Genomic DNA, 22,329 nt, shown 5'->3' with positions numbered 1-22,329 from the left:
GCAAAGCTGGGCTATAACTAATCTGCTTTTCGCAAGTCATGAGGTAGAACATGAGCGACGATGATCTGGAAAACGACGACCTCGAAGTAGGCGACGAAGACGAAACCGAAGAAGGCCTTGAAGCGGCGGCAGAAGACGTCGCTGAAGATGACGGCGGTGATACGCCCGTTCCGACTGCCAAAGGCAAGGCCAAGGCTGCGGTATCGGTCGATGAGCTGCCGAGCGTCGAAGCCAAGAACAAGGAACGCGACGCCCTGGCCAAGGCCATGGAAGAGTTTCTGGCACGGGGCGGCAAGGTGCAGGAAGTGGAGGCCAATGTGGTCGCCGATCCTCCCAAGAAGCCTGATAACAAGTACGGCAGCCGGCCTATCTAAGCGCCTGCTTCTTGCTTGCTGAAAAAGCCCGCCGTCGCTGCGGGCTTTTTCATGGGCGGAACAAAAGTCTTGGGTTCGACACGATCCAATGTGGGAGCGAGCCTGCTCGCGATGAGGCCGTCACATTCAATATTGATGTTGGCTGACACACCGCTATCGCGAGCAGGCTCGCTCCCACAGGGGTATGTGTGTACTCAGTCAGTGTTGGGCGTTCCACCGCGCCAACAACCCCGGCAATTCGTTCAGGCTCCGAATCTCGGCATCCGGCGCCTTCTCGGCTTCCCACACCTTGCCCGCCGGGTTAAACCAGATTGCCCGCAACCCCGCCTGCTGGGCGCCGGCAATGTCATCGCCGGGATGGTCGCCGATATGCACTGCGGTTTCGGCGGTCGCGCCGCCCCGCTGCAGCGCTTCATGAAACAGTCGTGCATCGGGCTTGGCGATGCCGATGTCTTCGGCGCACAGGGCAAACTTGAAGTAATCCGCCAGCCCCAATCGACGCACATCGGCATTGCCGTTGGTCACCACGCCAAGCGCATAGTGATTGGCCAGAATTTCCAGGGTCGGTTGCACCTCCGGGAAGATCTCCAACTGATGCCGCGCATGCAGAAACACTTCGAAACCCTGATCAGCAAGATCGAACGCTTCGGTGTGTCCATAACCGGCTTCTTCCAGCGCATGGAACAACACCCGCCGACGCAGGGCACTGATGCGATGCTTGAGGCTCGGTTCGTTGCTCAGCACTCGCTCGCGAATCGACCACAGATGCTCCACCGGCACCGCGCCCAGGTTCGGTGCATGCTCGGTCAGCCATTCACGCAATATGGCTTCGGCGCTGACGATCACCGGGGCGGTGTCCCACAGGGTGTCGTCGAGGTCGAAGGTGATCAATTGGAGGGTCATGAATCATCGCCTTTAATGCGTTTGGCCCGTGGATGGGCGCTGTCGTAGACCGTCGCCAGGTGCTGGAAGTCCAGGTGGGTATAGATCTGGGTGGTCTTGATGTCCGAGTGGCCGAGCAGCTCCTGCACCGCGCGCAAGTCCTGAGAGGACTCCAGCAAATGGCTGGCGAAGGAGTGTCGCAACATGTGCGGGTGCAGGTTCTGCCCCAGTTCGCGCTCGCCGGCGGCCTTGACCCGTACCTGAATCGCCCGAGGGCCGAGGCGCCGGCCTTGCTGGCTGACAAACACCGCGTCGTCCGCCGGGTTGGTCATGGCTCGTAGCGGCAGCCACAACTCCAGCGCTTCGCGAGCCTTTTTGCCCACTGGCAACAGTCGAGTCTTGCTGCCCTTGCCGAGCACCTGGACCATGCCGTCAGCCAGGTCCAACTGATCAAGATTGAGCCCGGTCAGTTCGGAGAGGCGCAGGCCAGAGGAATAGAACAGTTCCAGAATCGCCTGATCCCGACGCGCCAGAAAATCATCCTCTACCGCGCCCTCAAGCAGTTGCAGTGCGCGATCAGTGTCGAGGGTCTTCGGCAGGCGACGTTCGCCCTTGGGCGGTGCCAGGCCATTGGCCGGGTCGTGGTCGCACAGACCTTCGCGGTTCAGATAGTGATAGAGCCCGCGCACTGCCGACAGCAGCCGCGCCAGACTGCGGGATGATTGGCCTTGGGAATGCAGGCGAGCGATCAGGCTGCGCAGGCGCTGGATGTCCAGCGCGGCCCAGCTGTCGATGTTCTGTTTGACACACCAGCCCAGCACTTTGTCGAGGTCGCGGCGGTAGGCGTACAGTGTGTGCGGCGACACCTGCCGCTCACTGCGCAGGTGTTCGCAGTAAGCGCCCAGTTGTCGTTCCATGGTCAGCGTACCGAGCGCAGGGAGCTATTGACCCGTGGCAGCACGCGGCCCATGACTTCGGCGATGTAACTCAGGAACAGCGTGCCCACCGAGTTCTTGTAGTGCTGCGGATCACGGCTGGCGATGGCCAGAACGCCGTGGATGCCCTGGTGGCTGATGGCGACGACGGCGGTGGAGCCAATTTGCTTGCGCTGTTCTTCACCGAACAGGAAGTCCAGTTCATGCTCACGCAGGCTGCCGCTGACGCTCTTGTCTTCCGAGAGCAAGCCGCCGATGGCCGTTTGCGCGTCGGCATGCGTCACCCAACGGCCCACCGGCATCGGGTTGTCGCCCAGCAGAATCAGGCTGACGAAGGGCACCTGGAAGTCTTGCCGCAGACTGTCTTCAACGCTGATCACCACATCTTCCAGGCTGGTGGCGTCCATCAGCGCGAGAATCAGGCGGCGGGTCTTGTCGAAGAGTCGATCGTTGTCGCGGGCCACGTCCATCAATTGCGAGAGGCGGTGGCGCATCTCGATATTGCGGTCGCGCAGAATCGTCATCTGGCGTTCGACCAGCGAAATGGTGTCGCCGCGCTGGTGCGGAATGCGCAGGGCCGGCAGCAGTTCTTCATGCTCGATGAAGAAATCCGGATGAGCCTCCAGGTACGCGGCAATCGCCGCCGCCTCAAGGCTTTCGGAAGGAGATTCGTCGGGCTGTAGGGCGGGAACCTGAGGCTTGTCGGTCATGGATTTGGCTCACTCAAAGACGCACTTGTCCTTCGTATACGCGCACTGCCGGGCCGGTCATCATGACCGGTTGGCCAGGGCCTGCCCATTCAATGGACAGACGCCCGCCGGGCAGGTCGATCAATAGCGGCGAATCCATCCACCCCTGGCTGATCGCGGCCACTGCAGCAGCACAGGCGCCGGTTCCGCATGCCTGGGTTTCCCCGGCCCCGCGTTCCCAGACGCGCAACTGCGCGCGGCTCCGGTCGATGACCTGGAGAAAACCGACATTGACCCGCGCCGGGAAGCGCGGGTGATGTTCGATTTTCGGTCCCAGTTCATGCACCGGTGCGTTGTTGATGTCGCTGACCCGCAACACGGCATGGGGGTTGCCCATGGACACTGCGGCCAGTTCGACCGTGGTGCCGTCGACGTCTACCTGATAGCTCAGGGCCTGGCTCGGGGCTTCGAACGGAATCTCGGCCGGTACCAGGCGCGGGGCGCCCATGTTGACGCTGATCTGGCCATCGCTGCGGATGTCCAGTTCGATGATGCCGCTTTTGGTCTCGACGCGAATCAACCGCTTGGCGGTCAGGCGCTTGTCGAGCACGAAGCGGGCGAAACAGCGCGCACCGTTGCCGCACTGTTCCACTTCGGAGCCGTCGGCGTTGAAGATTCGGTAGCGGAAATCCACGTCCGGGTTGCTGGGCGCTTCGACGATCAGCAACTGATCGAAACCGATCCCCGTGTGCCGATCGCCCCATTGCTTGGCGTGTTTTGGCAGGATGTGCGCGTGCTGGCTGACCAGGTCGAGAACCATGAAGTCATTGCCCAGGCCGTGCATCTTGGTAAAACGCAGCAGCATGGTTTTACTCCGGCAGCAGGCTTTCGCCAGCAAACAACTCGGCTACCGTCTCACGGCGACGCACTTCGAATGCCTGATCACCGTCCACCAACACTTCAGCGGCGCGGCCACGGGTGTTGTAGTTGGAACTCATGACAAACCCATAGGCACCGGCCGAATGCACGGCCAGCAGGTCGCCTTCTTCCAGCGCCAGTTGACGATCCTTGGCCAGGAAGTCGCCGGTTTCGCAGATCGGGCCGACGATGTCGTAGGCGCGAGCGGCGCTGGTACGCGGGCGCACGGCGGTGACGTCCATCCAGGCTTGATACAGCGCCGGACGGATCAGGTCGTTCATCGCCGCGTCGACGATGGCGAAGTCTTTGTGTTCGGTGTGCTTGAGGTACTCGACCTGGGTCAGCAGCACGCCGGCGTTGGCGACGATGAAACGGCCCGGCTCGAACACCAGCGCCAGGTCACGACCGTCGAGACGCTCGCGCACGGCTTTGATGTAGTCGGCAGCCAATGGCGGCTCTTCATCACGATAACGCACGCCCAAACCACCACCGAGATCGATGTGGCGCAGGTAGATGCCGCAATCGCCGAGGCGGTCGACCAGGCCCAGCAGGCGGTCGAGGGCGTCGATGAATGGCGGCAGGGTGGTCAGTTGCGAACCGATATGGCAATCGACGCCGACCACTTCCAGGTTAGGCAGTTGCGCGGCGCGGATGTACACGTCTTCGGCGTCGGCGATGGCGATGCCGAACTTGTTTTCCTTCAGACCGGTGGAGATGTACGGGTGAGTGCCGGCATCGACGTCCGGGTTCACGCGCAACGAGATCGGCGCGCGAACGCCCAGCTCGGCGGCCACCACTTGCAGGCGTTCGAGCTCATCGGTGGACTCGACGTTGAAGCAATGCACGCCGACTTCCAGCGCCCGACGCATGTCGTCACGGGTCTTGCCGACACCGGAGAACACGATCTTGTCAGCAGTGCCGCCAGCGGCCAGTACGCGTTCCAGTTCGCCACGGGAAACGATGTCGAAACCGGCGCCCAAACGCGCCAGGACATTCAGTACACCCAGGTTGGAGTTGGCCTTGACCGCAAAGCAGACCAGGTGCGGCATGCCGGCCAGCGCATCGGCGTAAGCCAGGTATTGGGCTTCGATGTGGGCACGGGAGTAGACGTAGGTCGGTGTACCAAAGCGTTCGGCGATGGCGGACAGTGCAACACCTTCCGCGAACAGCTCACCGTCACGGTAGTTAAAAGCGTCCATAGCGTTCCCTTAGTAGACGTCGTGCTTGTGTGCCTTGGAGGCAGGCTGCTGTTGCGAGGACTTGGCCTGCTCGGCAGGATCCTGGTTCTCATCAGGCAGGTACAGCGGGCCTTTTTGACCACAGGCCGACACAAGACAGGCAACCGCGACGAGCGCAGCAAGGGAAGAGATCAGGCGCTTCATGGCGAAATCCTTGAAAATGCGTTAATTGCGCCGGAGTATACCGGCCACCCGGCAGCTTGCCTATGCGACGCGCCTCCCGTCCGGCGGGCCTTTGCCTGATGCCGGCCAGCCAGGTGCATTCCATTGTGGGAGCGAGCCTGCTCGCGAAGGCGTAGTGTCAGTCATCATTGATGTTGAATATGATGACCTCTTCGCGAGCAGGCTCGCTCCCACAGGTTTCGTGATCGCCATGGGTCGTTATCCTTTGCAATCACCGGGGCTCGCCCGTATCTTGCGGCGCTTGAGCGTGAGTAGACACTTTTTGAGGTTCCCGCAATGAGTTTGACTGAAGCCCGTTTCCACGACCTGGTCGATGCAACCCAGCAGTCGCTGGAGGATATTTTCGACGAGAGTGGCCTGGATATCGATCTGGAGAGCTCGGCCGGTGTGCTCACCGTCAAATTCGAAAACGGCACCGCGCTGATCTTTAGTCGCCAGGAGCCATTGCGTCAGCTGTGGCTGGCGGCGGTATCCGGCGGCTTCCACTTTGATTACGACGCAGAAAGCGAGCGCTGGATGTGTGACAAGAGTGAAGAGCAGCTCGGTGAGATGCTTGAGCGCATCGTCAAGCAGCAAGCCGATGTCGAACTCGATTTCGAAGGTCTGTGAGATCGTGACCCAGCCTGCGCCCGTTCGTCCGCCCAAACCGCTTTACAGCAATGTCAGCCCGGCGGTGCCTTCGCCGTGCAGCGGTGTGTGTCGGCTGGATGAACAGAAGGTCTGCCTGGGGTGTTTCCGCCATGTTGAAGATATTCGCGAATGGCGCTCGGCGGATGATGAGCGGCGGCGGGTGATTTGTGCGCAGGCTGTTCAGCGAAAATCTGCGATCTGATCACTCTATTGGGTAGCGATGCTTACCTGTGGCGAGGGGGCTTGCCCCCGCTGGGTCGCGAAGCGGCCCCAAAAAGCTAACGACTGCTGCGCAGCCGAACGGGGCGGTGCGGCGTTCCGACAAGCCCCCTCGCCACAAAGTTACTCGCCAACCCTAAAGAGGGCGTTCAGCGGCCTGACTTGTATATTTATTGAGCTGTGATAGTGTCCAGAGACGCCTCAACCCATCGAGGCTCGTGAAAACCCCGCCTTTTTCTGGCGGGGTTTTGCTTTTTTCGTGCAGAAGAAAGGAGTCTGCCCTGATCATGACCGCACCTTCCATCACCCTTACCCGTCTGGACGTACAACGTCTGGAGCGCCTGATCGACAGCCTGGATGACACGCTGCCGGGCGTTATCGCGCTGCAAACCGAACTGGATCGCGCCGATACTCTGGTCGGTCACGATGAAGTGCCCGCCGATGTCGTGACCATGAATTCCCGTGTGCATTGCCGTGAAGAGAGCAGCGGCAAGGACTATCACCTGACGTTGGTTTACCCCAAGGATGCCAACGCCGACGAAGGCCGGATTTCCATTCTGGCGCCGGTGGGCAGTGCTTTGCTCGGTCTGAAGGTTGGCCAGCACATCGACTGGCCGGCACCAGGCGGCAAGACCCTCAAACTGACCCTGCTGGAAGTTGAATCGCAGCCTGCTCATGGCGGCGACTTCCCGGAATAACATCCCTTCAGACCTGCTCGAGTGCCTCGTTCAGTGCGCGCTCCAGGTCGGCCTTGTAGCGCAGATACAGCTGGCTTGAACCCTGACCATCACCGAGCAGGCCCGACAGGTCCAGGTCGGTGATGTAGCAGCGATATCGTTCGGCCTCGCGGCGCTGCTCGACGATTTCCCGGGCGACTACACTGAACAATTGGTCGCCATATTCCAGCTCTGAAAACTCCCGCTGATTGCAATACAACGTGACCTGTACCTGTCCAGGTGCGGCTTTGCCGACGATCGCCTGCACGTCATAGAACGGTTTGTTGACCGGGGTTTGCGGCGCCGGCAGGGCTTCGACCCGACGCGCCCGTGCGGTACCTGAAGGCAACAACTGGTAATACAAAGTGTCCAGGCTCAGTGGCTGGGCTGCGTCCATCGGCAGCAAGGCATCGCGCCGGTACTGGATCGATTGCAGGAAGCGTTGCAGCGGCACCAACAGGCTTTGCTCGTCGTGATAAGGCAAACGCTGCTGCCACAGGGCATTGAATTCATCCAATACATACACATCGGCCTGGTGTTCGTTGATCCGGTAGAACACCTGAACGCAGTCGGGTTGCCCCATGGGCAGGATCAACGCCAGATCGTGGTCTTCCAGTGCCATCGGGTCCAGATGAAACGGGCTGTAGCTGGCTAGTTCTTCGCCGAGGTAGTCGAACAGCGCCGGCAGGGTGGCGAGGGCGACGTGATTGACCTGCCCGGGCATCAGCTCCAGCACGTGGTAATGCTGCTGGACCTGAATCAGGTAACGATGATTGAGTTTGCTCAGTAGCAGGTTGTGCGCGGTGTCGAGGATTTCTTCGACCCGCCGGGCAATGAATTGCGCGCGGTTGTGGCAGAAACAACGCACCCGCAGTTTGGGCTGTTGTGGCCCGTCCGGCAGGTTGTTGAGGTAATCGCGCAGGCAGTCGAGCAGGGCGTGGGGGCCATCAAATCGGCTGACCAGCACCTCGTTCCAGCTGTTGAGCGTGACCTGATCCAGGGTCAGCACCAGGTTTTCCCGCACGCCGGCATAGCTCAGGGAATCGGTGCGTTCGGTAGTCATCAGAATATTCAGGTCGCGATGGTGCTTGAGCGGATCGATGCCGACATTCACCAGAATCAGTACTTCGCTCGGCACACTGGCGCGCAGCAAAGGCTCTTCGGAGACAGTAGTCAAAGGCAGGGCGATGCTTTGTTGCAGGCTGCCGAGCAGGTTGAACAGTTCGAACTCGCTCAAGTCGCTGGTGCCGGGGTGCAGGGCCAGGCGGGTGCTGCTGTCGATCACGCCGTTGCGGTGGCACCAGGTGAGCAGTTCCAGTAACTGACGGCTGCGCTTGATCGGCGCGAAATGCTCCCACTCGTGGGCGGCCAGGCTGCCGTTGTACAAACCCCATTGGGTTTGCCCCGGTTCTTTCTTGTTGGGTGCCTGCACCAGCGTCAGGGTGTCTTCGGCCAGATCGGGAGCGATGCCAGGGTTGATGAATTCGACCTTGTCGGCCTTGCGCTCGAAGGCCGCATACAGCCGCCGGCCCAGCACATTGAGGTCGCGCTTGTTGATCAGGCTGACGGTCTGCTCATTGCGGGCAAACTGCGTCAGGAAGCGGTAGCTGTAATTCAGCTCGCCCACCAGGGCTCGGCGTTCGGCGCTGACCTGGCGGACTTTCCACTGGCTGCGGCTGTCGAGCAATGCGAGCTGACGCTGATCCCAATGCCATTCGTTGGCCAGGCGTTCGAGCAATGAACGCTGCCAGCTCTGGGTACGACTGCTGCTGCCAGTGAGCTTGCGGTTGACCTTCAAGTACAGCGCGCGGCGTACCAGCTCCAGTCGTTCCGGTTCGCCCCGGGCCGTGAGGTACTCCTCGATGCGCCGGTAAACCACGACGTATGGATCCAGTTCATCGAGGTCCAGTTGATTGGCAAACACCGCCTGCTTGAAGCGCAGGCTCAGGCACTGGACCTTGGGGTGTTCGCTGGCGTAGACCTCGGTCAGCAGCAGTTTGAGCACCGATTTGTAGGGTGACTCGATGCCTTTGAACAACTGCCAGAGCCCGGCACCGATGAACTCCCCTGGCGGGATATACGAAAGATGCCCCAGGTCCAGAGTCTCGTCGGCACGGATGAAGCGCTTGGATAACAGCGTGTGGGTGTAGCGGTCATACGCCGCCTCTTCGTAAACCGGCACCAGCCACCAGATGGGTGTGCGGCCGGCCAGCCAGATCGCGGTGCGGTAGAACTCGTCCAGCAGCAGATAGTGCTGGGTGGTGCCGCAGTCTTCTGAACTCAGTTGGGTATCGCGCTCGCCGAGCACGAAGCGAGCAGGGTCGATCAGAAAGAAATGCGCCTCGGCACCCTGGCTGGCGGCCCATATCTCAAGCAACTGGCATTTCTTGCGCAGCTCTGTGAGCTCGCTTTCGCTCAAGTCCGGCCCGTGACAGACCCATACGTCCATGTCGCTCTGATCGGCTTGGGCCAAGGTGCCGAGGCTACCCATCAGGAACAGACCGTGAATCGGTCGTGGCGGATTGCTGCCGTGGCGCGGCTTGTAGGAAAACGAGCGCGTCAGGCGCTGGGCTTCTGCGAGGGCGTTGGCGTCTGGTTCGAAATTCGACAGCCCGGCCGGGGTGCTACCCGAAACGTAACCCGGCAATAGCGGATGATTAACGTGGAAAAACAGCGGCAGCAGGGTCAGAACCGTTTGCTGGCGGGTCGACAACCCTTCCATGGCACGGGCCATGCGACCCTCGTTGAGCTTCAGAAAACGGGCGCGCAGCTGGCTGAGAACCTTGCGGTCGATTCCCTCGTCCAGATCGGGGCGGATTTCATGGGTACGGGTCATGTCAGCTCAATCCGGCTCGCGGGGCTCGGACGTGGAGGGCTCGGGATGAGGGGCAGTTTAGCGCCTCGGCCCCGGGACTTTTAAGCTGATTTTGTATTTCTGGCGTCAGGTTCCTATCGCAGGGCGACAGCGGGCACCAAAGTGTGCCCGCGGAAATCCCGTGACAGAGGTTTCCGTGGGCGATGCGGTGAGGCTCAGGCTGTTTCGCGCACGGACAGAATGGTTAGAACGGTTTGCACATTTTGTGCAGCGTCACGCCCCAGGCTGGTCAGATAACCGCCATCGGGCTGGGTGATCAATTCTTTGTCGAACAGTCTTTGGGCAGCGGCAATGGCTTTCGGGGCAGCGGTCTGATGAATTTTCAAACCTTCCTGGGAACTGTCCAGGTTGAAGAGGGCGAGGATTTCCAGTTCGGCAACCAACTCAGGGGTAAGCGACATAAGGACTCCAGACTTTCTAGGAATTGGACGATAGCGCTCCTAAGGTGATCCCACTCGCGCAGCATGTCCAGTGCTCGTAACAGGGTTTTTTCGCCTTGGGGTGGTTTCCAGTTTAGTCAGCGTCTGGGGGAAGGCGGTATTGATTGGTGACAATCTATGTGGAGGCGGGCTTCTATGGCGAAAGGGCTTGTCTGTGGCGAGGGGGCTTGCTCCCGTTGGGTCACGAAGCGGCCCCAAAAGCTTTGCGACTGCTACGCAGCCGAACGGGTGCAAGCTCCCTCGCCACAAAAGCCCCGTGACAGGGCTGGCTTATTTCTTTTCCGGCGGCAACTCTGGCAGAGCGCGCAGCGCAGCTTCGTACCATTCGGTATTGAACGCGCGGTCTTCTTCGAGGATCGCGTCGATTTCCACCGCGAGCACGTGGGCCATCAGGCTGAGGATTTCTTCACGCTCGTAGCCTACCAGGGTCAGCTTGTTGAAGGTCGCCTTGGCTGCTGGCGGGTTATCGCTTTCGATCTGGTTCTCGATCGCTTCGATCAGCGTCGTTTCAGTGAACTCTTCTTCATCGTTGTCGATATCGTTTGGCTCGCTCATGGCAGGCTCCTCAAGGAAAGGCAGCCAGTTTACCTGCATTCAGCGCTGTGATGCTGCTGGCAAGAAGTGCCCCGGCGTTCTATAACTGGCGCTGCCAACCCCCTGCACGGCCTGGAGGCTAAGTAATGCTCAAGCTTTATGGATTTTGCGTCAGCAACTACTACAACATGGTCAAGCTGGCGTTGCTGGAGAAGGGACTGCCATTTGAAGAAGTGCCGTTTTACCCAGGCACTACCCCCGAGGCGCTAGCCATCAGCCCTCGTGGAAAGGTTCCAGTGCTGGGCGTCGAACAAGGTTTCATCAATGAATCCAGCGTGATTCTCGAGTACCTCGAGCAGAGCCAGAAAGGCACGCCGCTGCTGCCGAGCGATCCTTACGAGCGAGCGCAGGCCCTGGCTTTGGCCAAGGAAATCGAGCTGTACATCGAACTGCCAGGACGCGCCTGTTACCCCGCGGCGTTTTTCGGCATGACGGTACCGGACGCTATCCAGGAAAAGACCAAGGCTGAGTTACTGCTGGGGTTTGCCTCGCTGGGCAGGCACGGCAAGTTCGCCCCTTATGTGGCGGGTGACAGCCTGAGCGTGGCCGACCTGTATTTCCTCTACAGCGTGCCGTTGGCGCGTGCCGTGGCGCAGAAGCTGTTTGATATCGATCTGTTGGCCGAGATGCCGGCGGCCAGGGCGCTGCTGGAGCGTCTGGAGCAGAATCCGCATGTGCAGCGGATCGCAAAGGACAAGGACGCGGCGATGCCAGCGTTTCTGGAGATGGTCGCGTCCAAAAAGTAGACGTGTAACGATCTTGAGAATGCCTTCGCGGGCAAGCCTCGCGCTACAGGACAAACACAGTCCCTGTAGGCGCGAGGCTTGCCCGCGAAGCTTTTAACGGCTGGCGAGCAATGCCTGACCGCGAGCAACAGCCTTCTTGACCTGCGCCGGCGCAGTCCCGCCGATGTGGTCGCGGGCATTCACCGAGCCTTCCAGGGTCAGCACGGCAAATACGTCCTGCTCGATCTGGTCGCTGAACTTGCGCAGTTCTTCCAGGCTCATTTCCGCCAGGTCCTTGCCGCTTTCCACGCCGTACTTCACGGCATGGCCAACGATCTCGTGGCAATCACGGAACGGCAGGCCACGGCGCACCAGATAGTCAGCCAGGTCGGTGGCGGTGGAGAAACCGCGCAGAGCCGCTTCGCGCATCATCGCGTGCTTGGGCTTGATCGCCGGGATCATGTCGGCAAAGGCCCGCAGCGAATCGCGCAGGGTGTCGGCGGCGTCGAACAGCGGCTCCTTGTCTTCCTGGTTGTCCTTGTTGTAGGCCAGTGGCTGGCCTTTCATCAGGGTCAGCAGGCCCATCAGCGCGCCGAATACCCGGCCAGTCTTGCCGCGAACCAGCTCCGGGACGTCCGGGTTTTTCTTTTGCGGCATGATCGAGCTGCCGGTGCAGAAACGGTCCGGCAGATCGATGAACTGGAACTGCGCGCTAGTCCACAACACCAGCTCTTCGGAGAAACGCGACAAGTGCATCATCGCGATGCTCGCGGCCGAGCAGAACTCGATGGCGAAGTCGCGATCGGACACGTTGTCCAGGGAGTTACCGCCGACAGCGTCGAAGCCCAGCAGTTGAGCGGTGTACTCGCGATCGATCGGGTAAGTGGTGCCGGCCAGTGCGGCGCTGCCCAGCGGCATGCGGTTGGTGCGCTTGCGGCAGTCGACCAGACGCTCGTAGTCGCGGCTGAGCATTTCGAACCAGGCCAGCATGTGATGCCCGAAGGTCACCGGCTGCGCGGTTTGCAGGTGAGTGAAGCCTGGCATGATGCTGGCGGCTTCGCGCTCGGCCTGCTCCAGCAAGCCTTGTTGCAGGCGGGTGATTTCGCTGAGGATCAGGTCGATCTCGTCACGCAGCCACAGGCGGATGTCGGTGGCGACCTGGTCGTTACGGCTGCGGCCGGTGTGCAGCTTTTTACCGGTGACGCCGATGCGGTCGGTCAGACGCGCCTCGATGTTCATGTGCACGTCTTCAAGGTCGATGCGCCAGTCGAACTGGCCGGCCTCGATTTCACCCTGGATGGTTTTCAGGCCATCGATGATGCTGTCGCGCTCGGCATCGGTCAGCACGCCGACCTTGGCCAGCATGCTGGCGTGGGCGATCGAGCCCATGATGTCGTGGCGATACAGGCGCTGGTCGAAGGTGACGGAGGCGGTGAAGCGGGCGACGAAGGCGTCGACGGGTTCACTGAAGCGGCCGCCCCAGGACTGATTGGTCTTGTCAGTGCTCATGAATTCGCTCGTATCGGCTTGAAGAAAGATGGCGTGAAACGCTGATGCGGATAATAACAGGGTTGCCAATCCTGTCGCTGACACTGGTCGACAGGTTTTTTTCTCATCGGGCGACCCCTGCTTGCAGCAAGCGATACGGAAATTGCGCAACGATATTTTTCAATTGAGCAATATCGTCCCGGCAACCGTCTACAGTTGGACAGAGGATCAGCGCACTTCTCGATGCTGCAGCTGACTATAGAGAGAAGAGGGGTGTTCATATTGTGTATCAGCAAACCCTACGGCGATGCCTCGCCAGTGCGGGCCTGGGCCGCCAGTCACGCGGCAGATAAAAATTTAGCCGTCGGTCTCGCGGCACTTTTTGGCCCTCGCGCTAGTCTTAGCGTGGATCGCGGTGACGGACGTCACTTCACCTGTCTACGCTATCCTTGTGCGAGACTCACGCAGGAATCCAGCGCAATATGAATGTCCTGATCGTTGATGACGAACCCCTGGCCCGCGAGCGCCTGAGCCGAATGGTTGGCGAACTCGAGGGATACAATGTCCTGGAGCCCAGCGCCACGAACGGCGAAGAGGCGTTGGCACTGATCGACAGTCACAAACCGGATATCGTGCTGCTCGATATTCGCATGCCGGGCCTCGATGGCCTGCAAGTGGCTGCACGATTGTGCGAACGCGAAACCCCGCCCGCCGTGGTGTTCTGCACCGGGCCCGATGAATTTGCCGTGGAAGCCCTACAGGCCAGCGCCGTGGGTTATCTGGTGAAGCCAGTGCGCACAGAACAGTTACACGAAGCATTAAAGAAAGCCGAGCGACCCAATCGTGTCCAACTCGCGGCCTTGACTCGCCCGGCGGCCGAAACCGGTAGCGGTCCGCGCAGCCACATCAGCGCCCGCACCCGAAAAGGCATCGAGCTGATTCCGTTGGGTCAGGTGGTCTACTTCATTGCCGACCACAAGTACGTCACCTTGCGTCATGAAGGCGGTGAAGTGCTGCTCGACGAACCACTCAAGGCCCTCGAAGACGAATTTGGCGACCGTTTCGTGCGGATCCACCGCAATGCACTGGTTGCTCGCGAACGCATCGAGCGGTTGCAACGCACGCCCCTGGGGCATTTCCAGCTGTTTCTCAAAGGCCTGAACGGCGATGCCCTGATCGTCAGTCGGCGCCATGTGGCCGGCGTGCGCAAAATGATGCAACAGCTTTAATCCGCCATTCAGGGCGGATTTCTACCCTATTACCGGACATTGAGGGCCAGGGAGGCCACGCAGTTTCTGATACAAGTCAAAGTGGATTTGGCTGAGCTGTTATTATCTGCCGTATCTATTCAGTACGGATTGATCCATGTCCTCTCGCGAAATCCGCATCGCCACCCGCAAAAGTGCTCTCGCCCTGTGGCAGGCCGAATACGTCAAGGCTCGTCTGGGAGAGGCCCATCCGGGCCTGCTCGTGACGCTGGTTCCCATGGTCAGTCGAGGCGACAAGCTGCTCGATTCGCCGCTGTCGAAAATCGGCGGCAAGGGCCTGTTCGTCAAGGAACTGGAAACCGCGCTGCTGGAAAACGCAGCCGACATCGCCGTGCATTCCATGAAAGACGTGCCGATGGACTTCCCCGAAGGCCTCGGTCTGTTCTGCATCTGCGAGCGCGAAGACCCGCGCGATGCATTTGTCTCCAACACATACGCCAGCCTGGATGAGTTACCGCCAGGCAGCATCGTCGGCACCTCCAGCCTGCGTCGCCAGGCGCAATTGTTGGCCCGCCGCCCGGACCTGGAAATCCGCTTCCTGCGCGGTAACGTCAACACTCGCCTGGCCAAGCTCAATGCCGGCGAATACGACGCCATCATCCTCGCCGCAGCGGGTTTGATTCGCCTGGGCTTCGAAGACCGCATCACTTCGGCCATCAGTGTCGAAGACAGTCTGCCGGCCGGTGGCCAAGGCGCAGTCGGTATCGAATGCCGTAGCGCCGACACTGAAATCCACGCGCTACTGGCGCCGCTGCATCATCAGGACACGGCCATTCGTGTGACTGCCGAACGTGCTCTCAACAAACATTTGAATGGCGGCTGCCAGGTGCCGATCGCTTGCTACGCCGTGCTTGAAGGCGAGCAGATCTGGTTGCGTGGGTTGGTGGGTGATCCGAGCGGTGGCCTGTTGCTCAGCGCCGAGGCCCGGGCGCCACGGGCTGATGCCGAGGCTTTGGGTGTGCAAGTGGCCGAAGACCTGCTGAGCCAGGGCGCTGCGGACATTCTGAAAGCAGTCTATGGCGAGGCAGGTCACGAGTGACTGGCTGGCGCCTGTTGCTGACGCGCCCTGCGGATGAATCGGTGGCGCTTGCCCGTGTGCTGGCCGACGCGGGGGTTTTCAGCAGCAGCTTGCCGCTTTTGGATATCGAGCCGATTCCCGCCTCTGACACAATGCGCGAAGTGATTCAGAACCTGGATGGCTATTGCGCGGTGATCGTGGTCAGCAAGCCGGCCGCCAGAGTCGCTGTCGATCTGCTCAATCAGTACTGGCCGCAGCCACCGATTCTGAAGTGGTTCAGCGTGGGCGCGGCGACCGCGCAGATCCTCGAGGATAACGGGCTGGATGTGAGCTTCCCGGTCGACGGCGACGACAGCGAAGCCTTGCTGGAGCTTGCGTCGTTGCGCGAGGCTGTCATTCGACCCGATCCGCGAGTGCTGATCATGCGCGGAGAGGGTGGGCGTGAGCTGCTGGCTGAGCGTTTACGCGAGCTTGGTGCTAGTGTCGAGTATCTGGAGTTGTACCGACGCGGTTTGCCGCAGTACCCGTCGGCAACGCTGCCTGACCGGATCAAGGCGGAACGCTTGAACGGGCTGGTGGTCAGCAGTGGACAGGGTTTTGAGCACCTGCACCGATTGGCTGGCGATACCTGGCCGAGCATGGTGCGGCTGCCGTTGTTTGTTCCAAGCCCCAGGGTCGCCGAGTTGGCACGCGCCGCCGGGGCCCAAACAGTTGTGGATTGTCGTGGCGCCAGTGCCGCGGCATTGCTGGCGGCGTTACGGGAACACCCCGTGCCCGTTTTCTAATGCAAAGGATGGATACGTGAGCGAAACAGCCTTGCCTAAAGATGACGTCCGGCCCGTGCTTGATGCACCGGCTGATGCACCGGTTGAAACTGCGCCACCTGCTGTTGAGCAGCGCCGAGGCAATGGGTTGGCAATCGTCGCGCTGCTGTTAGGCGCTGCCGGTGTTGCCGTGGGCGGTTGGGGAGTCTGGCAGGTGCGTCACCTGCAAGCCAATAACCAGCAACAGTTGAGTCAGGTTCAGGCGCTGAACGATCAGGCCCAGAGCCTGAAGCTCAACGAGCAACGCCTGACGGCTCGCCTTGAGCAAATGCCGGCCGCCGAGGAACTCGACGCGCGCAGCCGCTTGGTCACTCAACTTCAAGGCGATCAGCAACGCTTGAATCAACGCCTGGAAACCGTCCTCGGCGCGAGCCGCAAGGACTGGCGTCTGGCTGAAGCCGAGCACTTGCTGCGTCTGGCCAGCCTGCGTCTGTCGGCGTTGCAGGACATCAGCAGCGCCCAGGCCCTGGTGCAAGGCGCCGATGAAATTCTCCGTGAACAGAACGACCCGGGGGCTTTCGCCGCTCGCGAGCAAGTGGCCAAAACCCTGGTAGCCCTGCGCAGTACCGAACAGCCGGATCGCACTGGGTTGTTCCTGCGACTGGGGGCCTTGCGCGACCAGGTGATCAACCTCACCGAGCTGGCGCCTGAGTACAAGGACCGTGGCGAATCCCTGCTGGGCCTGACCGCCGATGGCGACGGTGCCAGTCGCTGGGCACAATGGTGGGATCAGATCTCGCGTTATATCCGCATCGATTTCAACGCCGACAAGAATGTCCGGCCGTTGTTGGCAGGGCAGAGCCTGAGCCAGGTGCGTCTGGCCCTGAGCCTGGCGCTGGAGCAGGCGCAATGGGCCGCGCTCAATGGCCAGGCCGCGGTTTACACCCAGGCGCTGGCCGAGGCGCGGGACGTGCTCAAGGGCAACTTCAACCCGGACAACCCTCAGAGCAAAATCATGCTCGAGCAGGTGGTCGAGTTGAGCAAGCAGCCGGTCACGGTGGTCACGCCAGATCTGACGGGCACGTTGAGTTCGGTGCAGGCCTATCTTGAGCGGCGCAACGTCAACGCCGAGGAGTCGGTGAAACCTCTGGCCAAACCTGCCGCGAGCACGATGCAGGAGGCCACGCCATGAAGCGCCTCTATGTGATCGTGTTCGTGGTCATCGCTGCCGCCGCCGCGCTGGGATTGGCGATTGCCGAGCATTCCGGCTACGTGCTGATCGCCTACAAGAGCTTCCGTTACGAATCGAGCCTGTGGGCAACCCTGGCTCTGGTGGTCGTGCTGTGGCTGGTGTTCTGGGGCATCAAGGCGTTGATCGAGCTGGTGACGACTTCCGGTGGAGTGGTCAATCCATGGTCACGGCGCAATCGCAGTCGGCGGGTGCAAGTAGCGATCGAGCACGGTCAGCTGGATTTGGCCGAGGGCCGTTGGGCCAGTGCGCAGCGTCATCTGTATCGCGCAGCGGAAGCCGAGCGGCAGCCGTTGCTCTACTACCTCGGTGCCGCCCGCGCCGCGAACGAACAAGGTCACTACGAGGAAAGCGACAACCTGCTGGAGCGCGCCCTCGAGCGGCAGCCCCAGGCCGAGCTGGCAATTGCCTTGAACCATGCCCAATTGCAGACTGATCGCGGCGACACTGAAGGCGCGCTGGTGACCCTGCAAGCCATGCACGAGCGTCATCCTCATAACGTCCAGACCTTGCGCCAGTTGCAACGCCTGCTTCAGCAGCGGGGCGACTGGTCGGCAGTGATTCGCTTGTTGCCGGAGTTACGCAAGGACAAGGTATTGCCACCGGCCGAACTGGCTGAGCTGGAGCGCCGGGCCTGGGGTGAAAATCTTTCGTTGGCGGCACACCGGGAAGAGGACGGAACGGTCGGTTTGCAATCGCTCAATCGCGCCTGGCAGCAACTCACCGCCGCTCAGCGCCAGGAACCGCAACTGGTGCTGGCCTATGCCGAGCAATTGCGGCAACTGGGGGCGCAGGTCGAGGCCGAGGAGGTCCTGCGTGCAGCCCTCAAGCGCAAATACGACAGCCATCTGGCACGCCTGTACGGGCTGGTTCGCGGCAGCGATCCGGCCAGGCAACTGCACACCGCCGAGGGTTGGCTCAAGGATCATCCCGCCGACCCGAGCCTGTTGCTGACGTTGGGCCGTTTGTGTCTGCAAAGCAGTCTGTGGGGCAAGGCCAGGGATTATCTGGAGAGCAGCCTGCGTGTACAGCGCAACCCTGAAGCCTGCGCCGAACTGGCGCGGTTGCTGGCGCAACTGGGTGACACCGCACGCAGTAATCAGCTGTTCCAGGAGGGCTTGGGTCTGCTTGATGAACGCTTGCTGGCGGCACCGCTGCCGGTGCCGGCTCACGCCTGATTCCTGCCCCTGTAGCAGCAGGCTGCGCCAGCTGCTACAGGGGCGGGAATCGCTTCGAATCCGCCACTGTTTCAGCGTTGTAGTCCTTTGCCGGCAAAGTCCTACAGAGGACTACATCAAATCCTCTCGACCCTGTCGGGAATTCCCTACACTTCTGGTGAAGTGTCCGTGGTGGTCTGCCTTGAAAGGCTGCTGCGCTTTCCTCTACCGTAACCGCCTGTCTCTACTGTTACGGAAAAGCCATGTCTTTGGCCTGCTCACGCTCCTTGTTTTTCATGGTTTTCATTGCAGGTGCCCTGGCCTTGGGCGTTTCCTATTACCTGGAATATGCGGTCGGCCTCAAGCCTTGCGGGTTGTGCCTGTTGCAGCGGGTTTGCCTGGCGCTGCTCACGGGTGTCTGCCTGGTGGCTTCAGTGCAGGGGCCTGGCCGCTTCGGGTCGTTCCTGTATTGGCTTCTGGGTCTGCTCTGCAGTCTGGCGGGGACCATCACTGCATGGCGGCAGGTGGTGTTGCAGAGCGATCCGGTGCATCAGCTATCGGCGTGCTCGACTGACCTGGCCGATCTGTTCGCCAGTACGCCCTGGCTGTGTGTCGTGCAGCGAATGTTCAAAGGAACCGCCGATTGCGCGGAAATTTCCTGGACGCTGTTCGACCTGAGTATCCCGGAGTGGAGTCTGCTGTTCTTCGTTGCGATGATGATTCTGGGCGGGCATCAGTTGCTGCGCCTTGTCTGGATCGCGTGTCAGCGACCGCTCAGCGGCGAGTCGTCGCACCGGGTACTGGCGGGCGATTAAACACTTGTATGAACTTTATCTCCTGCGTACCTTGAAGCCATAGGCGCGCGGGCATAATCTGGCCCGCACGTGTCATTGGATTTATGTTGCTCGAATGACGCTCTGCCTGGTCGATTCTTGATCTTCAAGTGTGCGACAGGTGTAGAGCAGCATGACCCACAAGGGAAGAGAGAATCACCATGCTCGAAAGTTGTCAGAATGCTCAGGAACGTTGGGGTGGAGTGCATCTGCTGATCGATCGCTGGTTGCAGGAGCGTCACGAACTGGTTCGGGCCTATGACGCTCTCGGCGCCAAGCCCGAAGCTCTGGGCGAGAACCGAAAACCGTTGCAGGAATTCTGCGGCGTGCTGGTCGACTACGTGTCTGCCGGGCATTTCGAGATTTACGAACAGCTGACGGGCGAAGCCAAGGCGTTCGGTGATACTCGCGGTCTGGAATTGGCCGAGACAATTTACCCGCGCATCGACGTCATCACCGAGAAGCTGCTGGCGTTCAACGACCTGTGTGATGCCGGCAAGTGTGTCGCGGAGAAATTCAAGGAGCTGGGTGGCTTGTTGCACGAACGCTTCGAACTGGAAGACTGCCTGATCGAAGTGCTGCACACCGCTCACAAAGAAGAGGATTCGGTTCAGGCCTGAACCTTATCCAGCAACACCCTCAAAAACGGTGCGCCAATGCGCGCCGTTTTTCGTTTCCGGCTTTCAGCTTGTAGCACCACGCAATTCGACCTCGAATACCAGCGGCGTGAATGGCGCGATCAGGTCGCCGGCACCGTCGGCACCGTAGGCTTGGGCCGATGGAATCACCAGGCGCCATTTCGCACCGACCGGCATGTTTTGCAGCGCACTGCGCCATCCGCTGATTACGCTATCAAGACTGAACCACTGCGGCTGGCTGTTCTGGTCGAACACCGAGCCGTCAGGCAGGCGTCCGACATACAGCACCTGGACCTTGCCATTTGGACCGGCCTTGGCACCGGTGCCCGGCGCCAACTCTGTCAGCAATATTCCATCTGTCAGTTCGCGAACGCCGGGTTTGGCTTTTTCCTCGGCGAGAAAACGTCTCTCGTTTTCTAAAGCCAATTCGCTTTGCGGCACAGGCGATTGCATGGCAACCCGGGCTTCATGCTCAGCCAGAATCTGTTCGATCCGCTCATCTTTCAGTGCCAGAGGCTTGCCCTGATAGGCTTGTTGCAAACCTTCGAGCAGGGCCTGAAGTTGCAGGTCCGGAACTTCCTGGCGCAAGCGTTCGCCAAGGCTTGCACCCAAGCTGTAAGCGAGATCGTGAGCGTCATTTGCGGCGTTTTTTTCGGCGGCCTGGGCCACGGAAAAAAACACGCACAGCGATAAAAAAAAGTAGCGCGACATGGGCACTCTCCGACCTGAGATGCGCAGGATTATGCCAGTGCGAATGCGCTCGAAGGTGAACTGGTTTTACCTAAGCGCAGAACTTTTTTGATTCGTTGCAACGGAGTGCTTTAGATACTGTCAACATGCCCTAGCGGCGGTAGCAGCAGAGGTCTAGTATGAGCCGCATTCACGTCAGCCAGGAGGTAAACCATGTCGGCCACCAAGAAGCCTGTAAATACTCCGTTGCACTTACTCCAACAACTCTCGGGCAGCTTGCTCGAGCATTTGGAAAACGCTTGTTCCCAAGCTATGGCTGATGCTGAAAAACTGCTCGCCAAGTTGGAAAAGCAGCGCGGAAAAGCGCAGGAAAAACTGCACAAATCCCGGACCAAATTGCAGGACGCTGCGGCGGCCGGCAAAGCCAAGGCGCAAGCCAAGGCCAAAGATGCGGTGAAAGAACTTGAGGACTTGCTCGATGCCCTCAAGGATCGCCAGTCCGAAACGCGCAGCTACATCCTGCAACTCAAACGCGACGCTCAAGAAAGCCTGAAACTGGCCCAGGGTGTCGGTCGTGTCCAAGAGGCTGTCGGCAAGGCGTTGTCCCTGCGTTCGGCCAAGCCAGCTGCGGCAACTGCGAAGAAAGCCGCTGCCAAACCAGCTGCTGCAAAAGCACCGGCCAAGCCTGCTGCCAAAGCCCCGGTGAAAGCCGCAGCCAAGCCAGCCGCAAAACCGGCGGTGAAAAAACCAGTCGCTGCCAGTGCTGCAAAACCAGCGGCTAAAACGACGGCTGCCAAACCTGCCGCCAAGCCAGCTGCTGCCAAAACAGCTGCCGCTAAACCAGCTGCAAGAACCACGGCTGCCAAACCCGCCGTGGCAAAAACCGCAGCGGCAAAACCAGCGGCTAAATCTGCTGCCAAGCCAGCCGCTAGAACTGCCGCCGCTAAACCGGCTGCCAAGCCAGCCGCCAAACCTGCCGCGGCTAAAACCGCCGCAGCCAAGCCAGCTGCTAAACCCGCTGCAAAAGCTGCGGCCAAACCCTCCGCTAAACCGGCTGCCAGAACTGCTGCTGCGAAACCTGCTGCCGCTGCCAAGCCAGCCACTGCTGCAAAACCAGCCGCTGCAAAACCGGCTGCAAAACCAGCAGCAAAACCGGCCGTGAAAAAGCCAGTCGCCGTTGCCAAACCGACTGCTGCGCCAGCGATCAAGCCAGCAACTCCGGCCCCGGCTTCTTCGGCTTCGCCCGCGCCTGCAGCAACCACCTCGACCACCACGTCTGCGCCAACGCCAGCCGCGTCGTCGAGTATCAGCACCACCCCAACCAGCGCTTCCTAAGTGCCGGTTACCGCGACGCGCAGCTGATGCAGCGCGTCGCGGTCCAGGTTGGCGGCGCCCCCCGCCATACCTTCCAGCCAGGCCGAGAGATCGGTCGCCTCATCCTGCGGCCATCTCTTTGCCGACCGCTCCAGTCGCAACAACAACTGTCGCTCAGCTTGCAGTTCCAGGGTTTTGACTTGTTCGCGCAACGTATTCAGTTCGGCATCCTCGGCCGCGCCGGCTTTCCATTGCCTGCGCAACGCCCGTAGCGGTCGCACGACCTCCGCGTCCCAAGGCTCGGCCACGTAGCGAAGTTGCTGTAATCGTTGCCCATTGCAGGCGACACCTCGCTGTCCCAGCCACAATCCACAGAGCAGCAGGCACACGTTCACCCCTGCCGACTGTAATTGCAGGCAGGCAGCTTCAACGCCGGGACGGGCGTAAGTGCCAAGGGAAAAGCTCCACAGGTCAGAGGACATAGTGCTACTC

General features: G+C 60.6%; 25 protein-coding genes. 13 read left to right on the top strand and 12 right to left on the bottom strand.

Going from position 1 to position 22,329, the window contains the following annotated elements:
- The first annotated feature begins 50 nt into the window (after positions 1 to 50).
- Positions 51 to 374: a dormancy-specific transcriptional regulator SutA gene (gene sutA, locus KVG95_RS13920; protein WP_030129119.1), complete on the top strand. Its 324-nt coding sequence runs from the start codon at positions 51 to 53 to the stop codon at positions 372 to 374.
- Positions 375 to 572: 198 nt separating this feature from the next.
- Here sutA and KVG95_RS13915 read toward each other — a convergent pair whose 3' ends face one another.
- From KVG95_RS13915 to lptM, 6 genes are read right to left on the bottom strand one after another with little or no spacing between them, the layout of a single operon-like run.
- Positions 573 to 1,277 (bottom strand): HAD family hydrolase, encoded by a 705-nt coding sequence (locus KVG95_RS13915; protein ID WP_217856842.1) that lies wholly within the window; start codon positions 1,275 to 1,277, stop codon positions 573 to 575.
- The gene (gene xerC, locus KVG95_RS13910; RefSeq protein WP_217856841.1) at positions 1,274 to 2,173 is read right to left on the bottom strand and encodes a tyrosine recombinase XerC; all 900 of its coding nucleotides are present in this window, start codon (positions 2,171 to 2,173) and stop codon (positions 1,274 to 1,276) included. Before xerC ends, KVG95_RS13915 begins: the two co-directional genes overlap by 4 nt.
- A 2-nt stretch (positions 2,174 to 2,175) precedes the next feature.
- Positions 2,176 to 2,901, bottom strand: coding sequence for a DUF484 family protein (locus tag KVG95_RS13905; RefSeq protein WP_217856840.1), 726 nt, complete (start codon positions 2,899 to 2,901; stop codon positions 2,176 to 2,178).
- A gap of 13 nt (positions 2,902 to 2,914) precedes the next feature.
- Complete coding sequence (gene dapF / locus KVG95_RS13900; protein ID WP_217856839.1) at positions 2,915 to 3,745, bottom strand: diaminopimelate epimerase; 831 nt, start codon at positions 3,743 to 3,745, stop codon at positions 2,915 to 2,917.
- A 4-nt stretch (positions 3,746 to 3,749) separates the two neighbouring features.
- Positions 3,750 to 4,997 (bottom strand): diaminopimelate decarboxylase, encoded by a 1,248-nt coding sequence (lysA, locus tag KVG95_RS13895; RefSeq protein WP_217856838.1) that lies wholly within the window; start codon positions 4,995 to 4,997, stop codon positions 3,750 to 3,752.
- Between the two features lie 9 nt (positions 4,998 to 5,006).
- Positions 5,007 to 5,180 carry an LPS translocon maturation chaperone LptM gene (gene lptM, locus KVG95_RS13890; RefSeq protein WP_123720251.1) on the bottom strand — a complete coding sequence of 58 codons (174 nt, stop codon included), beginning with the start codon at positions 5,178 to 5,180 and terminating at the stop codon, positions 5,007 to 5,009.
- Positions 5,181 to 5,495: 315 nt separating this feature from the next.
- Here lptM and cyaY point away from each other — a divergent pair, with 315 nt between their 5' ends.
- The 3 genes from cyaY to rnk all read left to right on the top strand — a co-directional run bounded on the left by cyaY (position 5,496) and on the right by rnk (position 6,766).
- Positions 5,496 to 5,828, top strand: a complete 333-nt coding sequence (gene cyaY / locus KVG95_RS13885) for an iron donor protein CyaY (RefSeq protein ID WP_217856837.1) — start codon at positions 5,496 to 5,498, stop codon at positions 5,826 to 5,828.
- A 4-nt stretch (positions 5,829 to 5,832) separates the two neighbouring features.
- Positions 5,833 to 6,051, top strand: coding sequence for a DUF1289 domain-containing protein (locus KVG95_RS13880; protein WP_052964523.1), 219 nt, complete (start codon positions 5,833 to 5,835; stop codon positions 6,049 to 6,051).
- A 304-nt stretch (positions 6,052 to 6,355) separates the two neighbouring features.
- Positions 6,356 to 6,766 carry a nucleoside diphosphate kinase regulator gene (gene rnk / locus KVG95_RS13875; protein WP_034147684.1) on the top strand — a complete coding sequence of 137 codons (411 nt, stop codon included), beginning with the start codon at positions 6,356 to 6,358 and terminating at the stop codon, positions 6,764 to 6,766.
- A gap of 7 nt (positions 6,767 to 6,773) precedes the next feature.
- Here rnk and KVG95_RS13870 read toward each other — a convergent pair whose 3' ends face one another.
- The 3 genes from KVG95_RS13870 to KVG95_RS13860 form a co-directional block, all read right to left on the bottom strand.
- Entirely contained in the window at positions 6,774 to 9,620 is a 2,847-nt protein-coding gene (locus KVG95_RS13870) for a class I adenylate cyclase (protein WP_217856836.1), read from the bottom strand.
- A 194-nt stretch (positions 9,621 to 9,814) separates the two neighbouring features.
- Entirely contained in the window at positions 9,815 to 10,060 is a 246-nt protein-coding gene (locus tag KVG95_RS13865; RefSeq protein ID WP_007894898.1) for a TIGR02647 family protein, read from the bottom strand.
- Positions 10,061 to 10,369: 309 nt separating this feature from the next.
- Entirely contained in the window at positions 10,370 to 10,654 is a 285-nt protein-coding gene (locus tag KVG95_RS13860) for a hypothetical protein (protein ID WP_052964526.1), read from the bottom strand.
- Positions 10,655 to 10,779: 125 nt separating this feature from the next.
- Between KVG95_RS13860 and KVG95_RS13855 the strand changes: the two genes are divergently transcribed.
- The gene (locus KVG95_RS13855; protein ID WP_217856835.1) at positions 10,780 to 11,439 is read left to right on the top strand and encodes a glutathione S-transferase family protein; all 660 of its coding nucleotides are present in this window, start codon (positions 10,780 to 10,782) and stop codon (positions 11,437 to 11,439) included.
- A gap of 93 nt (positions 11,440 to 11,532) precedes the next feature.
- On the opposite strand, the gene argH is transcribed toward KVG95_RS13855, so the two are convergent.
- Complete coding sequence (gene argH / locus KVG95_RS13850; RefSeq protein WP_050682213.1) at positions 11,533 to 12,927, bottom strand: argininosuccinate lyase; 1,395 nt, start codon at positions 12,925 to 12,927, stop codon at positions 11,533 to 11,535.
- A gap of 461 nt (positions 12,928 to 13,388) precedes the next feature.
- Between argH and KVG95_RS13845 the strand changes: the two genes are divergently transcribed.
- The 7 genes from KVG95_RS13845 (at position 13,389) to KVG95_RS13815 (ending at position 19,815) form a co-directional block, all read left to right on the top strand.
- Entirely contained in the window at positions 13,389 to 14,135 is a 747-nt protein-coding gene (locus tag KVG95_RS13845; RefSeq protein WP_007899317.1) for a LytR/AlgR family response regulator transcription factor, read from the top strand.
- Positions 14,136 to 14,271: 136 nt separating this feature from the next.
- Entirely contained in the window at positions 14,272 to 15,213 is a 942-nt protein-coding gene (gene hemC, locus KVG95_RS13840; RefSeq protein ID WP_217856834.1) for a hydroxymethylbilane synthase, read from the top strand.
- On the top strand, positions 15,210 to 15,977 hold the full coding sequence (locus tag KVG95_RS13835) for a uroporphyrinogen-III synthase (protein WP_217856833.1): 768 nt from the start codon (positions 15,210 to 15,212) through the stop codon (positions 15,975 to 15,977). Before hemC ends, KVG95_RS13835 begins: the two co-directional genes overlap by 4 nt.
- Positions 15,978 to 15,993: 16 nt before the next feature.
- Positions 15,994 to 17,148: a uroporphyrinogen-III C-methyltransferase gene (locus tag KVG95_RS13830; RefSeq protein ID WP_217856832.1), complete on the top strand. Its 1,155-nt coding sequence runs from the start codon at positions 15,994 to 15,996 to the stop codon at positions 17,146 to 17,148.
- On the top strand, positions 17,145 to 18,383 hold the full coding sequence (locus KVG95_RS13825) for a heme biosynthesis HemY N-terminal domain-containing protein (RefSeq protein ID WP_217856831.1): 1,239 nt from the start codon (positions 17,145 to 17,147) through the stop codon (positions 18,381 to 18,383). The genes KVG95_RS13830 and KVG95_RS13825 overlap by 4 nt, the downstream gene beginning before the upstream one ends.
- A gap of 242 nt (positions 18,384 to 18,625) precedes the next feature.
- Positions 18,626 to 19,177, top strand: coding sequence for a disulfide bond formation protein B (locus KVG95_RS13820; RefSeq protein ID WP_052964532.1), 552 nt, complete (start codon positions 18,626 to 18,628; stop codon positions 19,175 to 19,177).
- Between the two features lie 179 nt (positions 19,178 to 19,356).
- Positions 19,357 to 19,815, top strand: coding sequence for an Rsd/AlgQ family anti-sigma factor (locus KVG95_RS13815; protein ID WP_007899333.1), 459 nt, complete (start codon positions 19,357 to 19,359; stop codon positions 19,813 to 19,815).
- A 63-nt stretch (positions 19,816 to 19,878) separates the two neighbouring features.
- Here KVG95_RS13815 and KVG95_RS13810 read toward each other — a convergent pair whose 3' ends face one another.
- Positions 19,879 to 20,544 carry an FKBP-type peptidyl-prolyl cis-trans isomerase gene (locus KVG95_RS13810; RefSeq protein WP_217856830.1) on the bottom strand — a complete coding sequence of 222 codons (666 nt, stop codon included), beginning with the start codon at positions 20,542 to 20,544 and terminating at the stop codon, positions 19,879 to 19,881.
- Between the two features lie 192 nt (positions 20,545 to 20,736).
- Here KVG95_RS13810 and KVG95_RS13805 point away from each other — a divergent pair, with 192 nt between their 5' ends.
- Complete coding sequence (locus tag KVG95_RS13805) at positions 20,737 to 21,858, top strand: AlgP family protein (RefSeq protein ID WP_217856829.1); 1,122 nt, start codon at positions 20,737 to 20,739, stop codon at positions 21,856 to 21,858.
- On the opposite strand, the gene KVG95_RS13800 is transcribed toward KVG95_RS13805, so the two are convergent.
- Positions 21,855 to 22,319, bottom strand: a complete 465-nt coding sequence (locus tag KVG95_RS13800; RefSeq protein WP_217856828.1) for a TIGR02444 family protein — start codon at positions 22,317 to 22,319, stop codon at positions 21,855 to 21,857. The two genes, KVG95_RS13805 and KVG95_RS13800, sit on opposite strands and share 4 nt — an antisense overlap.
- Positions 22,320 to 22,329 lie beyond the last annotated feature (10 nt).

Origin of the sequence: Pseudomonas farris (assembly GCF_019145235.1) — a bacterium.
GTDB classification, from domain to species: Bacteria; Pseudomonadota; Gammaproteobacteria; order Pseudomonadales; family Pseudomonadaceae; genus Aquipseudomonas; species Aquipseudomonas farris.
Note: the sequence above shows the minus strand (reverse complement) of the source record. Positions and strands in the feature narration are given on the sequence as shown.